The sequence below is a fragment of the Caballeronia sordidicola genome, assembly GCF_002220365.1.
Taxonomy (GTDB): domain Bacteria; phylum Pseudomonadota; class Gammaproteobacteria; order Burkholderiales; family Burkholderiaceae; genus Caballeronia; species Caballeronia sordidicola_C.
Genome location: NZ_MTHB01000050.1, coordinates 29,651 through 44,879, shown reverse-complemented (window position 1 = coordinate 44,879; position 15,229 = coordinate 29,651). Strand labels below are relative to the sequence as shown.

13 protein-coding genes are annotated in these 15,229 nt (G+C 61.0%); 7 read left to right on the top strand and 6 right to left on the bottom strand.

Annotation, left to right across the window (positions count from 1 at the left end; translation table 11 throughout):
• Positions 1–58: 58 nt before the first annotated feature.
• The 3 genes from BSU04_RS09530 to BSU04_RS09520 form a co-directional block, all read right to left on the bottom strand.
• Complete coding sequence (locus BSU04_RS09530; protein WP_373452813.1) at positions 59–3,439, bottom strand: maltotransferase domain-containing protein; 3,381 nt, start codon at positions 3,437–3,439, stop codon at positions 59–61.
• A 423-nt stretch (positions 3,440–3,862) separates the two neighbouring features.
• A complete protein-coding gene (gene glgA, locus BSU04_RS09525) occupies positions 3,863–5,515 on the bottom strand; it encodes a glycogen synthase GlgA (protein WP_089160393.1) in 1,653 nt (550 codons plus the stop codon).
• A 411-nt stretch (positions 5,516–5,926) separates the two neighbouring features.
• Complete coding sequence (locus BSU04_RS09520) at positions 5,927–6,583, bottom strand: DUF1345 domain-containing protein (RefSeq protein WP_089160392.1); 657 nt, start codon at positions 6,581–6,583, stop codon at positions 5,927–5,929.
• Positions 6,584–6,850: 267 nt separating this feature from the next.
• Here BSU04_RS09520 and BSU04_RS09515 point away from each other — a divergent pair, with 267 nt between their 5' ends.
• From BSU04_RS09515 to BSU04_RS09495, 5 genes are all read left to right on the top strand, one after another.
• Complete coding sequence (locus BSU04_RS09515; RefSeq protein WP_089160403.1) at positions 6,851–7,405, top strand: sugar dehydrogenase complex small subunit; 555 nt, start codon at positions 6,851–6,853, stop codon at positions 7,403–7,405.
• 119 nt (positions 7,406–7,524) lie between these two features.
• Positions 7,525–9,126 (top strand): GMC family oxidoreductase, encoded by a 1,602-nt coding sequence (locus tag BSU04_RS09510; protein ID WP_089160391.1) that lies wholly within the window; start codon positions 7,525–7,527, stop codon positions 9,124–9,126.
• Positions 9,127–9,149: 23 nt separating this feature from the next.
• Entirely contained in the window at positions 9,150–10,529 is a 1,380-nt protein-coding gene (locus BSU04_RS09505) for a cytochrome c (RefSeq protein WP_089160390.1), read from the top strand.
• 155 nt (positions 10,530–10,684) lie between these two features.
• Positions 10,685–11,422: a metallophosphoesterase gene (locus BSU04_RS09500; protein WP_089160389.1), complete on the top strand. Its 738-nt coding sequence runs from the start codon at positions 10,685–10,687 to the stop codon at positions 11,420–11,422.
• A 55-nt stretch (positions 11,423–11,477) separates the two neighbouring features.
• Positions 11,478–12,788, top strand: coding sequence for a DNA topoisomerase IB (locus tag BSU04_RS09495; protein WP_256982364.1), 1,311 nt, complete (start codon positions 11,478–11,480; stop codon positions 12,786–12,788).
• A gap of 14 nt (positions 12,789–12,802) precedes the next feature.
• Here the strand turns inward: BSU04_RS09495 and BSU04_RS09490 are convergent, their stop codons facing one another.
• From BSU04_RS09490 to BSU04_RS09480, 3 genes are all read right to left on the bottom strand, one after another.
• A complete protein-coding gene (locus BSU04_RS09490) occupies positions 12,803–13,522 on the bottom strand; it encodes an RES family NAD+ phosphorylase (protein WP_089160402.1) in 720 nt (239 codons plus the stop codon).
• Positions 13,523–13,536: 14 nt separating this feature from the next.
• Entirely contained in the window at positions 13,537–13,959 is a 423-nt protein-coding gene (locus tag BSU04_RS09485) for an MbcA/ParS/Xre antitoxin family protein (protein ID WP_089160387.1), read from the bottom strand.
• A 175-nt stretch (positions 13,960–14,134) separates the two neighbouring features.
• The gene (locus BSU04_RS09480; protein ID WP_089160386.1) at positions 14,135–14,407 is read right to left on the bottom strand and encodes a DUF2866 domain-containing protein; all 273 of its coding nucleotides are present in this window, start codon (positions 14,405–14,407) and stop codon (positions 14,135–14,137) included.
• A gap of 211 nt (positions 14,408–14,618) precedes the next feature.
• Here BSU04_RS09480 and BSU04_RS09475 point away from each other — a divergent pair, with 211 nt between their 5' ends.
• Both BSU04_RS09475 and BSU04_RS09470 read left to right on the top strand, forming a co-directional pair.
• Positions 14,619–14,840, top strand: a complete 222-nt coding sequence (locus BSU04_RS09475; RefSeq protein ID WP_089160385.1) for a hypothetical protein — start codon at positions 14,619–14,621, stop codon at positions 14,838–14,840.
• Positions 14,841–14,859: 19 nt separating this feature from the next.
• Positions 14,860–15,222, top strand: coding sequence for a hypothetical protein (locus BSU04_RS09470; protein ID WP_256982362.1), 363 nt, complete (start codon positions 14,860–14,862; stop codon positions 15,220–15,222).
• The last annotated feature ends 7 nt before the right edge of the window (positions 15,223–15,229 follow it).

Genomic DNA, 15,229 nt, shown 5'->3' with positions numbered 1-15,229 from the left:
GAGTTGTTCTGTGCCACGTCGGCGAATGCCGTCGTGATGATGGACTGTCAGGTGACGCTCAGAGGATGGTCGGTGCCCGCGGCAAACCCCACGTCGGCGCGATTCTCCAGATCGCGAACGGCCGCGTGTTCGGGTCAAGGCGGATGTGCTGTTTTTTGCCGCGCCATTCGAAACGTTCGCCCGTCATCTGGTCCTCCACGGCCAGTGCGTCCCATTCCTGCACGCCCCAACTATTCAACGTCTGCCACGGCAGTTCCACGTCCGCGCCTTGTTCGTTGAACGGATCGAGATTGATCGCGACCAGTACTATGTTGTCGCGTGCTGCATTCGCTTTCTCGAAGAAGAGGATGTTGTCGTTGTGAGCGGGAAGGAAGCTGACGCCGAGATGCGAATGCAACGCCGGATTCGCTTTCCTGATCCGGTTCAACGCGGTGATTTCTCCAACAATATTGCCCGGCCGGTTCCAGTCCCAGGCCCGGATCTGATACTTCTCCGAATCGAGATATTCCTCGCTGTTCGGCAGCGCGGCTGCTTCGCAGAGTTCGAACCCGCTATACACCCCCCATAGCCCCGACAGCGTTGCGGCAAGCGCGGCGCGGATCACAAAACCGGCGCGGCCCGAACGCTGCAGGAAACGCGGGTTGATATCCGGCGTATTCACGAAGAAGTTCGGCCGGAAATAGTCCTTCGCGTCCGTTTGCGTCAGGTCGTGCATGTATTCGAGGAAATCGCGCTTCGACTCGCGCCACGTGAAATACGTGTACGACTGCGAGAAACCGAGCTTGGCGAGACGGTTCATCACGCGCGGACGCGTGAACGCTTCGGCCAGGAACATGACGTCGGGATGCCGCGAGCGCACATCGCCGATCACCCATTCCCAGAACGGCATGGGTTTGGTGTGCGGATTGTCGACGCGGAAAATCTTCACGCCTGCTGCTATCCAGAACAGGAATACGTCGCGCAATGAGAGCCAGAGTTCCGGCTTTGCATCCTGCGCGTAGAAGTCGGGATTAACGATGTCCTGATACTTCTTCGGCGGATTTTCAGCGTAACGAAGCGTGCCGTCCGGGCGCCACGCGAACCACGTGGGATGCTCCTTCAGCCACGGATGATCCGGTGCGCACTGCACGGCGAAATCGAGCGCGATCTCCAGGCCGTGGGCACGCGCCGCTTCCAGCATCTGCTTGAAGTCGTCCAGGTTGCCGAGTTCCGGATGCACGGCGTCGTGGCCACCCTCTTTGCCGCCGATCGCGTAGGGGCTGCCCACGTCGCCGGGTAGCGCGGTGAGCGTGTTGTTCTTGCCCTTGCGATTCGCCACGCCAATGGGATTGATCGGCGGGAAGTACAGCACGTCGAAGCCCATCTCGCGGATGCGTGGCATCTTGCCGATCACATCGACGAACGTGCCGTGGCGATTTTCGTCGTCGCTCATGGAGCGCGGGAAGATTTCGTACCAGCTGGCAAAGCGTGCGGCGGCGCGTTCGGCGTCGATCCGATATGTCACCGGATCACGCGACAGGAACGGCCGATGCCGCGCCGCCTCGATCGCCAGCGCGGTTTCCGGCGCGAGCGCCAACGCTAGCCGGGTATCTGCGTCGGCTTTGGCGAACTGCTTGACGATCCCTTCCAGCGGTTCCGTCTGTGCGCCTTCCGTGGTTTTCACTTCGGCCAGGATCAACGCGAACAAATGCCGCGCTTCCTCGAGCTCCAGTTCAACGGTCTGGTCCGCCTTCAGCTTCTTCTGCATGTGATCGATCAGCGAAGCGAAGTCGTCGCGCCACGCGATCACTGTGAATTCATGACGCCCCAGGCGATCGATCGGAATGTGCGTCGTCCACAGGTCGTTGCCAAGCGGCAGCACCGGAACCATGGGCGCTTCGTGCCAGTCGGTTTCATCGGCGGCGCGCCACTGCACGGCGGCCGCGATCTTGTCGTGGCCTTCCGCAAAAATCGCCGCCGTGACTTCAACCGCTTCGCCCACGATCCGCTTCGCCGGAAAGCGCCCGTGGTCGACCGATGGCGTCACGCTTTCGATCGCCACCCGCGGCGCCACCAGCGCCTCGTTCACTGACTTCTTGTCGGCAGCCTTGGCCCCGCGCTTGACCTGCGGTTGCGCCAGCAGGATGGGCGGTTCGGCGGCGCCACGTAGCAGGCGCACTTCGCCGGGTTGCAACAGAAAAGGCTCGAGCGGCAGCGGCGTTCCAGTCGTGTCTTCGTCAATTGCCCGAAACCGCGTGAAGTTGCCGGGTGCACCGTCCAGCAGATGGCGCGTATCGACATAAACCGGCGTGGTGAGATCCGGGTTCAGCACGATCAGCGCTGCTTCGGCCGCGACCCGCAGGTCCGGGCCGCTGCCGCGCAAAATGGCTGCGTACGGCGTGCCCGCGCCGGTCAGCGCGCGCAGTTCGCCAGTGCTCGCCAGTGCCGCTGAGTTGCGTTGCAATGCGTTGGCGTGCGCCACTTCTGCCGATACGTTGAAGCGCGCTCCTTCCCTGGCGCGCCGAAATTCTTCCGCGCTGCCGTGGTTGTAGGAGAGCGGCTGCGTGACACCGTATTCGAACCCCATTGGCACGAGCAATCCGGTGCCTATGCCCGCCGCCGTGTACAACGCGCGCCGGTAGGCGCGCTCCACAAGCGACGAGTCGCCGGTGTCAGGCAAATCGTGCAACAAGCGCGAGCCGTAGGGCTCTTCCGGAAACGCAATGGGCGGCGCGATGCGAAACAGGGCGGCGTGCTCGTCGAAGAGCCAGTTGCCCTGAAAGTCCCACCATCGCGACGATGAAAACACCGAGTCGAAACCGGCATCGGCTAGAGCGGCGAGGTCCTGACGGCTGATGCCGACGGTCCATGCAAGCCATTTCGTTTGCGGATGCCGTTCGCGAACGGCCGCGCCCAGCCTGCGCCATACATGCGCCGGCACCTTGTGCGGCGCCTCGAAGCGAAAGCCGCCAACGCCGGCATCGGCCAGCAGCATCAGTTCGCGTGCCCACCATTCGGTGAGCGCCTGGGCCGCTTCGCCATCGCCGAAATTCGCATGCGCGGCGCTTTCTTCATGCGGCGCGTGACGCGGATCGAGCCGGGCTTCAGCCGCTTCGAACGGATGGAACCAGTGCCGGTTTTCCCGGAACAAGCCGCCTTCGGCGCTCACGTGGTCGAGGGTGATATCGACCAGCAAGGTCAGGCCGTGCTGACTCGCCTGACTTGCAAGCAGACGCAGACCTTCGCTCGCGGGCGCGTCGGATCCGAATACGGTGTGAAGTTTGTGGTGATCGGCCACGGCCTGTCGATGGCCGTTGCTGCCCGGCTGGAACGGTGCGCCGATCAGCACGTGATCGAAGCCCAGCGCGGCGGCATGTTCAAATTGTGCGGCCCATTCGGGCAATGGTCCGACGAGAAGCGGGTCGATGAAATAGATTCTTGGTGCGTATGCTTGAAGCATGTGATGGTGTTCCATCGGTCGTCTTTCCAGTTCGTCCTGCTATGGCGTGGATGCGGGAAAACGCGATCGCGCTCAACCAGGCAATAAACCAAACCGCATGAACGGCTACGGCAGACGCGCCTCAGACAGTCTTCAAAGCACCAATTCCGGGGTGACGAGTGCGGTGCGTATCGACATCAAACCTCAAGTCATCAGGCGATACGCCGTTCAGTGCGGCGCCAGGGTCGCTTGAGGGACACAGCACGTAGCGTGCCGCACCTCTTTCACGTTTTCTGGCGAATGTCGAAGCCTGAGCGTAGCCAATGGTTCGCGACCCGCATGCGAGTTCAGGTCAGACGACATGCGTTCAAGGCGCACTGCAATCCAATGCGCCTCGAACGGTCAACTCCATAACCGTACCATCGAAAAGGGTGGTGTGGCGCGTCAGGCGCTTCGCGCGACAAATTGCGCCTGTTCCGCTTCGAGACGATCTGCCTCGGCCACCGCAGCGAGCGGCACTGCCCGGACACTGACCGGCACGCGGCGCGTGCGCACCGGTGCTTTCGCAGGACGCGCGTCGGTAAGACCCGCGTATAGCTGGACATATTTCACTACCGCATGGTTCCATCCGTAATCACGTTCCATCGCGTTGCGTTGAAGCGTGCGCCATTGTTGCGGACGCATGAAAGCGTCGATCGCGCGCGTGGCGGCGGTGATGACGTCCTGGACACCATCGCCGTCGAAGAGAAAGCCGGTCGCCGGGCGCGAGTACGTTGCGCCCTCGAAGCCGCCGAGGGGAGATGCCTGGAAACCCGTCCGATGTCCCTCAGTGTCCGCTGCTTCGACTGCATCCACGATCGTATCCGCCAGCCCGCCCACGCGCGACGCCACGGGCAATGTGCCATAACGCATCGCGTAGATTTGCGTGAGGCCGCAAGGCTCGAAGCGGCTGCCATGCAGCAGGATGTCAGCACCGGCATGCAGCACGTGCGCGCGGCGCTCGTCGTAACCTATATAGACACCCACCCGATCCGGCCAGGTCTGCGCCAGCCGATGAAACGCCGCTTCTATATGTGCTTCGCCTTTGCCGAGGACGGCAATCTGCAAGCGTGGATACTGTTCCAGCAGCGCCGGAATGGCTTCTACGGCCACATCGGCCATTTTCTGCGATGTCATCCGGCTGCCGAGCGCCATCACCGGCGCGAAGGGGTCGGTGGGAAGGCCGAACATCTGCTGCAGTTCGCGCTTGCAGGCGTGCTTGCCGCGCATATCGTCGAAACAATAATGCCGGGCGATCTGCGGATCGGTCTTCGGGTCCCAGGTATCCACGTCGATACCGTTGATGATGCCCGACAGCTTGCCGGCGTAACTTTGCAGCACGCCTTCCATCAAGTGGCCAAAGCGCGGCGTGAGGATTTCGCGAGCATACGTTTCGCTGACGGTAGCGACATGGTCGGCGTGGACAATGCCAGCTTTCATCAGACTCAACGCACCATAAAATTCGATGCTCTTCGGTTCGGTCAGCGCGGGCACGAGCCATTTGGCAGGCACACCGAGCGCTGCACCAAGCGAGAGCGAATAGTTGCCCTGGAACGCCAGATTGTGGATCGTGAAAACGCTTTTAGCGTGCACGCCGGCTTGCTTCATCAAGAGCGGCGTGAGGCCTGAATGCCAGTCATGCGCGTGCACGATATCCGGCTTCTTGAACCCTCGCACACCTTCGGCAATCTTCACCGCCGCCGCCGATAACGACGCGAAACGAATCGCATTGTCTTCGTAGTCGCGTCCTTTCGTGTCCTGATAGAGGCCTTCGCGTGCGTACAAATGATCCATGCGCAGCAGGATCACGGGCACGCCGGTATCGGGCATGCGGCCGCGATACAGCGCACCGTCGCCGCCGGGGAGCCCCGTCACTGAAGCAACCTTCCGTAATCCCTCGACCATCTGCAGCGCTTTCGGATAGGCCGGGATCAGGATCGCGGCATCGACGCCTGCTTCACGTAACGCGACGGCGTACGCGCTGACCATGTCACCCAGTCCGCCGGTTTTGGCTAGCGGTACAGCCTCGGAAGCGACAAGCAAGACGTTCAAGGGCAAGGCTGACTCCTGGCGATCAATGGATGAAAAGCGATGGGTTGCGCTAGGGCAGGAAAATCTGCTGCGCATGCATCCGGTGCTTTTATCGGAGGGAAGAGGGGATGTGCAATAGCTAGAGCAAGGCGTGTGCCATGTTCTTAAGAATCTGCTAAAACCGGGGGAAAGCGATAAGCCCTGATAAGCGCAGAGAGACGACTTTAGGCGGAGGCCGGGAGCCGTGTAAAAAAGCACGCGCTGGCGGCGGCGTTTTTACACGGAGTGCTCGGGAATCGTTATACGAAAGACGGGAATGCCGGTGCGCTCACGCGCCGCCATGCAGGAATTGTCAGCCATCCCTATTAATTTATGGGTTGCGGCAATTCCGCCCGAACGTTGTCAAGCGTGACGGCAATATTTGCTTCCCGGTTCCGCTCAAGGCCCAAGCAGACTGGCCGCCGTGTTGACGCATAAACCAATCACTGCGGCATTGAAGAAGAACGACAGGACGGATTGCGCGAGTGCTGCTCTGCGGACTTCGTTGGAACAGAGCACAACATCCGAAGTCTGCGACGCCACCGCGATCGTGAATGAGAAATAGAGGAAGTCCCAATAGTCAGGCTTGAGATGGGCATCGGGGAATTTCAGCGATGTCTCGTCGCCCTCTGACTGATAGTAGTGGCGTGCGTAGTGGAGCGTGAAGATGGTCGGGATGAGGAACCACGCGCCCAGCATGGTGAATGCGGTCAGGAGATAGTGGAGAAACGCGCCGCGCAAGCCCAGGTTCTTGGCCATGGCCAGCTCGAACACAATTGCGACAAGGCTTGCTATAGCGGCCAGGCTGATGATGAGCAGCACCATGCCTGCGTTCTCATCTTCGCGTTCGGCGAGCTTCTGCACCTTGTCCTGTCGCGCCCGCACCATCTGAATCCAGATGAGCGCGAGATACAGCCATACGGTACTGTCCCATCCAATGAGGCCGCGCACGATCGGTTTGAAGTCATGTGGAACCAAAATTGCCACGATCACACCAATCACGAGGGCAATGACCGCCCGCGGGCGATAGCGAAGTACTTGGGGAACGAAATTCATTTTTTATAGTGGTCTGGTTATAGCGTTAAGCTGGCGCGGCGCGGTATCGTGCAAGCGATCGCGAGATGCCGGCGCTTCGAAGGGTTCAAGTGCCGCGATTATTGCCCGTGTGCCTTTCAATTGCCAACGGCCGTGGAGCTGGTCATTAACACCTTCATCGTGCATGCTTCGGCCGCGGCAAGGCGCAGCTTAAAAACTATTCGAGGGATATCGACACGTGCAATCGATCATCGCCTCTTTGAACAACGCGAATTGGGACCTCAATACATGACACAACTCGACCACCCCATGGCGCGCGCACAGTCGGCCACTCGCCGGCGGTTTGTTCTAGGCGCATGTGCGTCAGCAGTCGCGCTCGCGTTCACTTCTGCGGGTTTCGGTTTCCCGACATTCTTCACCCAGGCTTTCGCCGATACCCCGCCTGCGGGTCTCGACGGTTTCCTGCTGCTCTCACGCAAACTGACCGGCCGCACCACCTTCGATCCTGCGCTGGCGCAGCGCGTGTATGACGCGCTGTCCAAGTCGGACAGCGAGTTTGCCGGCAACGTGAGCGCATTGAACGTTTGGCTCGCGGCGCATGGCGGCGTGCCGTCGGATACGGTGACGCAGGCGCTCAAGGCGGACACGCCGAAGCTCGCCGGCACGGTCACCGCGATCATGCGGGCCTGGTACCTCGGTCTTGTCGGCGACGCCCCGCGCGTGAGCGTGGTCGCCTACGAGCGCGCGCTGATGTTCGATCCCGTCAACGACGTGCTGACCATTCCGTCGTATTGCCGCGACGTGCCGTTCTACTGGGCGAAGAAGCCGCCTGGCGCGGCTTGAACCCAACGCACCGAACACATCGAGAACGCATCAAGAACAGCATCAAGCCGGCGCGCTGCGTGACAGCGTGACAGCGCGACCGAAGCAAATAAAAACCTACCCTCACAGGACAACAACAAATGGCAAATTCGAATTCGGCCGATGTGGTGGTCGTCGGATCGGGGGTTGCGGGCGGACTCGTCGCGCATCAGCTCGCGACCGCGGGCGCCTCCGTGATCCTGCTCGAAGCCGGGCCGCGCATTCCGCGCTGGCAGATCGTCGAGAACTTTCGTAACTCGCCGGCGAAAGCCGATTTCGCCACACCGTATCCGTCGACGCCTTACGCGCCGCATCCCGAGTATTCGCCCGAGAACAACTATCTGATCCAGAAGGGCGAGTACCCCTACGCGTCGCAATACTTGCGGCTCGTGGGTGGTACGACCTGGCACTGGGCCGCGGCCGCGTGGCGCTTGCTGCCCGCCGATTTCAAGCTGAAGACGCTCTATGGCGTAGGCCGCGACTGGCCGATCCCTTATGAGACCCTCGAGCCCTGGTACTTCGCCGCCGAAGTGCAGCTAGGCGTGTCCGGTCCGGGCAATAACGTTGATCTGGGTTCGCCGCGCTCCAAACCGTATCCCATGGATATGCTGCCGCTGTCCTACATGGACCAGCGTTTCTCCGATGTCCTCAACGCGCAGTCTTTTCACGTGGTGCCGGAACCGGTCGCGCGCAACAGCCGCCCTTACGATGCCCGCCCGACCTGCTGCGGCAACAACAATTGCATGCCGATCTGTCCGATCGCTGCCATGTACAACGGCATCACGCATGCGGAGAAAGCCGAGCGGGCAGGTGCGAAGCTGATCGCGCAAGCGGTCGTCTACAAGATCGAGAGCGACGATAAAGGCCTGATCACCGCCGTCCATTACAAGGATCCGAACGGCAACAGCACGCGTGTCACGGGCAAGCTCTTCGTGCTCGCGGCTAATGGAATTGAAACGCCGAAGCTGATGTTGCAGTCGGTGTCCGATCGATTCAAGAGCGGCATTGGCAACAGTTCGGATCAGGTCGGCCGCAACCTGATGGATCACCCCGGCACCGGCGTGAGCTTCCTCGCCAATGAACCCGTGTGGCCGGGACGAGGGCCGATGGAGATGACCTCCGTCGTGAATTTCCGTGACGGCGCCTTCCGCTCGGAATACTCGGCGAAGAAGCTGCATTTGTCGAATGGCGTACCCACCCTGTCGGTCACGGCAGACCTGATCGCCAAGGGCGTGACCGGGGCGGAACTCGATCGGCAAATCCGCGACCGTGCCGCGCGCACAATGAACATCAACAGTTTTCACGAGCATCTGGCCGAGCCGCAGAACCGTGTGATTCCATCGCCGGATCATAAGGATTCGCTCGGCATCCCGCAGCCCGAGATCTACTACTCGATCAACGACTACGTGAAGAAAAGCGCGGCGGACACGCGCACTCAGTACGCGCGGATCGCGGAATTGTTCGGCGGCACGGAGATTACCTTCGACGATAAATTCGCTCCGAACAACCACATCATGGGGACGACCATCATGGGCGCGGACCCAAAGGATTCTGTCGTGGATTCCGAATGCCGCACGCACGACCACGCGAACCTCTTCATTGCCGGCAGTGCAGTGATGCCGACGGCGGCATCGGTGAATTGCACGCTGACGTTGTCCGCGTTGTCGCTGCGTCTCGCCGACAAGCTGAAGAAAGAACTTTGATTGCGCGCCGACGGAGAGCCACGATGAAGAACCCCAAACCTCGCGACGCGAAGCGCTTTAGCAAACTCAAACTGAACAAGCGCCTGGGCGGCGCGCTCGCCGTTCTTGCGCTCGCCATCACGGGCGTGAGTTTTCACTCGCTGATTCAGTCGGCGCACGCGCAGACCACCGCGACTGAGCCCACGGTCGTGCAGCGCGACACGCTGGCCGGCGCGGATCTGATCAAGCGCGGTGAATACCTTGCGCGCGCGGGCGACTGCGTGGCGTGTCACACCGCCGACAAAGGCCGTCCGTTCGCGGGCGGCCTGCCGATCACCACGCCGTTCGGGACCATCTATACGCCCAATATCACGAGCGATCCGGATACCGGCATAGGCCGCTGGAGCGACGCCGACTTCCTTCGCGCGATGCATGAAGGGATTGGCAAGAGCGGTGAGCGCTTGTACCCGGCTTTTCCTTACGCCGAATATACGAAGGTCACCGACTCGGACGTCCTCGCGATCCGTGCCTATCTGAATACGCTTACGCCGATCCACTACTCACCGCCGCGCAATGAGCTGTCGTTTCCGTTCAACCAGCGCTGGCTGATGGTGTTCTGGAACATGTTCAATTTCAAGGAAGGCCGTTTCGTGCCCGATCCGAAGCAGAGCGCGGAATGGAATCGCGGTGCTTATCTGGCTGGCGGTCTCGCGCATTGCGAGGAATGCCATACGCCTCGTAATCTGATGCAGGGTCTGAAGACGAGCGAGCGCTTCAGCGGCGCCGAGTTGTCCGGCTGGCATGCGTTCAATATCACGCCGGACAAGAACGCGGGCATCGGCGGATGGACTGACGACGAACTGACGCACTATCTCGCGTCCGGCGTGGCGCATGGCCGGGCGAATGCGGCGGGCCCGATGGCGGATGTGGTGCAGAACAGTACGCAGTACATGACGCCTGAGGATCTGCGTTCGATCGTGGTGTACCTGCGTTCGGTGCCGGCGCAGAGCGGCGGCGACATCCATCCGCGTGATTCCTTCGGCAAGCCGACCAACGCGGACGTCACCGCGATGCGCGGCACGGCGATCAGTGGCGTGAACGGTGCACAATTGTTTATCGCTAACTGCGCGACGTGTCATAGCTGGACGGGCGAGGGCCGGGGCGGCAGCGCGCCGGGCGCGTATCCGTCGCTGATTCATAACAGCGTGGTCGGGGCTTCGGCAGCTAACAATCTGACCATGGTCATGCTGCACGGCGTGAGCCGTCAGACGAAAGACGCCACTGCTTTTATGCCCGCGTTTGCGAATGAACTCAGCGATGAGCAGATTGCCGCCATCAGCAATTATGTGACGAAGACGTTTGGCAATCCGCAATCGGCGACCTCCGCCGATCAGGTCGCCAAACTTCGTTCAACACCGCAATAAATACGGTGTAATGAGGCTTGGCGCGGCAATTATTGCCGTGCCAAGCTGATCGTGTTGCGCATTGCCGGGGGCCGTTCCAGAATGTGGGTAGGTAATTTGTTGGAAAGCGAGTTGGCGCGCATATCCGTGCGTTTTGTAAGATTAAAATTGCTGCTATGACTGCTTCTACTCATCCTGTCGTTTGCTGGCATCCGGCGAACAAAGCTGGCCGTGACCTTGTGGTTGGCGACCTGCACGGCTGCGTCGACGCCCTGCGGTATTTGCTTAGTGAAATCGCTTTCGATGGTTCGCGTGATCGCCTGTTTTCCGTAGGCGATCTGGTCGATCGCGGCAGCGATTCGCTGGCGGCTATAGACTTGCTCGATAAACCCTGGTTCTACCCTGTGCTGGGCAATCACGAAGACGCGTTGTGCGCGGTTGCGGCGGGCAAGATGCAGCGCCACGTGTGGTATTCGATCGGCGGAGCGTGGGCGGCGAACCTGCCGGATGAGCAACTGAGGGGAATTGCCGCGAAGCTGGCGAGTGTTCCGTTGGTGCGAATTGTCGGCGACGGTCCAACGCGGTTCAACGTGCTGCATGCGGAGTTTTTTGGCAGCGACGCTGATCTGGAAGTCGCGTATTTCCCCGACGATATCCGCCAGCAGCTGCTGTGGGGGCGTTCGCTTGCGCTGGGGACCGGGAAGGCCGCCTGGCAGCGGGGATTATCGCCAACCTATTGCGGGCATACGCCCATGAAGGCGATCAAGCAGATCGGGTCGCAGATTTTTATCGACACTGGCGCTTATACCGATGACGGGCGCCTCACTATCGTTGAGGCTGGCACCGATCAGCGCTGGTCGGTCAAGCAGGGTTGGGCGAGTGCGGAAGGGGCCAGGGAGTTGGCTCTTCCGTAGGTATGGGCTTTGCTTGGATCCCGTCTAATCGAGCGAGATCCAAGCGAGGCACGCAGTGACATCAACCCTGGACCCACAACCGCAGAGCGAGATCAAGGGCTGCCCGGAAGACCTGCCCCCAGGTCTGCGCTACGTCGATGACTCCCGCCCCGGCTACACCCGCGCGTGGAAAAACGGCGCCTTCGTCTATTCCAATACCCAGGGCACACCCCTCTCTGACGATGCCGACATCAAGCGCATCAACGCGCTCGCTATCCCACCCGCTTACACCAACGTCTGGATTTGCCCCGACTCACGTGGCCACCTGCAAGCCACCGGCCGCGACGCCCGTGGCCGCAAGCAGTATCGATATCACCCGCGTTGGCGCGAAACCCGCGACGCCACCAAGTACGAACGGATGCTGGCGTTCGGCGCCGTATTACCGAAACTGCGTGCACGCGTAACCCGCGACCTCGAACTCGAAGGTATGCCGCGGGATAAGGTCTTGGCCACCGTGGTCAGGCTCCTCGACACCACGCTGGTTCGCGTAGGCAGCGAAGAATACGCGCGCGAAAATAAGTCGTACGGACTCACCACCCTGCGCAAGAAACACCTGAGCGTCAAAGCCGGCACGCTGCGCTTCCAGTTCCGCGGCAAAAGCGGGATAGAACACGATGTCTCGGTGAGCGACCCTCGCATCGCCAGGATCATAAAGCGCTGCATGGACCTGCCCGGCCACGATCTGTTCCAGTACCTCGACGCGAACGGCGAACGCCACACCGTCAGCTCCTCCGATATCAACGACTACCTCCACGACATCACCGGCGCAGATTTCACCGCTAAGGACTACCGGACATGGGCCGGCAGCGTGTTTGCCCTGGCGGCGTTGCGCAAGCTCGCGTGGGAAACCGTCACCGAAGCGCGCAAGCATGTGGTCGGCACGATCAAGGAAGTATCGAAGATGTTGCGCAACACACCGGCCGTGTGCCGCAAATGCTATGTCCATCCGGCGGTGATCGAAGCGTTCGAAGCCGGTGAACTCGCCGATGAACTGCCGCCCTCCCGCCGATCCGGCCTGAAGACCGACGAAGCAATGCTCGCCATTTTTCTGGAAAAAGACGCGAAGCGGCGCGCTCGCGAAGCAGCGCGAGGCCGCAAGAGCCCGGCGAATGGCGCGGACCCGCGGCTCGCCCGGCTGCTTGCCAAGTCCAGTCAAAAGGCGAAAACGGCCGCGCTGAAGAACTCATCGAAATCGAAAGATGTCGGGATGGAGGCGCTGGCGGCGGTGTCGAAGGCTGCCGCGCCGAAAGCCGCATCGACGGCCGCACGTCCCGCGACCAAGAAGATCGCGCGCGTACGGTCGTCGACGGCAGTGTCTATCAGCTAGTTGAGTTGCTCGGCTTAACCAACCTTGCTCATTTCGAAGACGTTGGTCACGGCCTCGCCGTTCCATTCGTATTCCAGATAAGCAGCGTGATGACAATCGCGCAGCAGGGTAGTGCGGAAAGCGGCAAGGCATTCGCCACCGTGATCCCGCACCGATGGATACGCAATTCCCGGTGCGCCCGCTTCGCGTGCAGCCCGTCCCAACGCCTGGCCCGCGACATAACTCGATGGCGAAAGAATCGCGGGATTGAGCGCAGCTTGTTCCAGCCGCCCCTTGCATAGATCGACGACGTCGCCTTGCGCCAATACCGTGTAGAGGCGCATCTGCTGCCGCAGCGGCGCTTGTTTCGTGTCCGCGAGAAACAGCGCTGAGTGATAGCGCGTCTCCTCAATGGCCGTGCGCCGGTCGCGCGCACAATAAAACACGCCGTAGCTGCCATCGGAAAAACGGCTGCCGTTCGGGTTCAGATGCGTGAAGGCTGCCATGATCGGGCCATAGCCGGCACCGAACTGGCGCTCGACAAGCGGCACCAGATCCAGGTCGCCCACTTCCGTGCGCAAGCGGTCATTAGTCATGGCCTCGAGTGCGTAAAGGGCATCGAAATCCTGGGGCGACGCAACCCGGTCGAACAGGTTCACGGCAGGAAAACGTGTGGGAATCACACGGTAGGCCGGTGACCAGTTGAGGTCGATATGCGGCCACTCAGCGTGCCAGTCGTTCTCAGCGTGCGGCAGATTGGATAGATCGCTCACGCCCAACCGCCCCGCATTGCATCGAGATATTGGCGAACCGCCACGAGATCGCTAACGTTGCCCGCGAGCATGCGGTCAAGCGCGCGCCGTCCGCCGAATGGCGGCGCGGTATTCGCGCGCTTGATCCAGCCATCCGCGGCTTCGGCTTGCGGTAACAGGATCTGCAGCGCCTTGTAGATACCGAGAATCAGCGAGAGCCGCTCGAGCGTGTCGCGCCCGAGACGCGCCGTTTGCGGCGTGGCTTTCCACTTGAAGAAGGTAGACCGCCCGGGCGAGCCGAGCAGGACGATCTGCTCGTCGGCCGACAAGGCCCAGTCGCGCGCGATATTGAAAAATGCACGCAAGCCCGCCGCAGACATGTCCGCGATAGAAGGTTGTGGCGCAGGAACAGGACGCGGGACGCGTTGAGCGCGTGGCATAGAAAAGTCTCGTTAAGAACTTGATTCGTATATTAGTCCATTTATGGACTTTATCAAGTTTTAACTTCCAGCCCGGATGCGCGTCCAAGGTTGTGTCCGTCCGTGTCCGACTGTTTTCGCCAAGCAGCGGAGCCAAAAAGGGCCGCTGCTGGTGTTTAGCGTGGTATGGAAAAAGTCATTCCTGGACGGTCCCGTCGGAATCCGTGGGACCGTACCGCCGACCCGACACGTGCGCACGCAATACCTCGGCAATCTCGGAGGTAGTGAACTCTGCCGGAACCACGCTCAATTGACTGCAGGGATCGCTTTTGCGCGCCCATTCGACTGTTCTGTACGGCTTGCCCCACGGCCTTTCCACGGCCTCGGAAAGCCGGCATTCGTGCAGCGGCAGGGCGTGTTCGGTTTTCATCGTGGACTTGATGTTTTGAAACGATGCGCTGGCGGCCATGACGTGTCCTCGCGGTGAAAGCCCTGATTCAAAAGCCGCCCTCGATGGCGGCGATAAAAGCTCGCGTTTGTAATGTGCCCTCTGACAATTAAGTGCAACTTAAAACCAGACGGGTTTACGTGCACACTGCGCATTGCCGCGTGAATGCTTTTCCGTCGCGCGACATTACTGTATATTCATACAGGTGAATGCTTTTGCATGGACACGGAACATGAACAGTCATTCTTCTGCCGAAGCCGCTGCGCTCGCGCGATACGTGCAGGCAACCCGCGCGGTATCGGCCGCTTTTGACGCTACGCGAAGCGAACCGGAACTGGACGCCGAGGGCCGCACAGTTGCGTTGGCGCTGCAACGGCTGGACAGTGCGTTGCTTGAACTCGACACATCGCAGCGCTCGCTGGACGCTATACTTTCGCGCGCTGGCGGACACTGAACACTCTGGAGCATTTGTTGTGAGATCTGCTTTATCCACACTCTCTTCGAACGTCGTGCTTGCGGTCCTGGCCGGATTCATGGGTTTGGGCCCGCTGGCAGCGGTAGCCGCTGAGCGATACGTCGAGGTCTGGAATCCGCCCGAAGCGCAAATGCATAAATCGAAGGCGAAACCGCGCAGCGTGCAGTCGGCGCAGGCAAAGAAAAAGCGCAAGAGCGGCCCGGCCGTCAAGCAAGTCGCCGATAAAACCAACCTGGCGCCGCCGGCGCTCACGCCAGCCCCGGCAACTCCAGGGCATCCGAAAACGGCGCCCAGAGGGACGGACTCAACGCCGCGCCTGCCGCCGCTGATCGGGCCGGACGGACGTGTCTTGCGCGTGTGATCCTGTA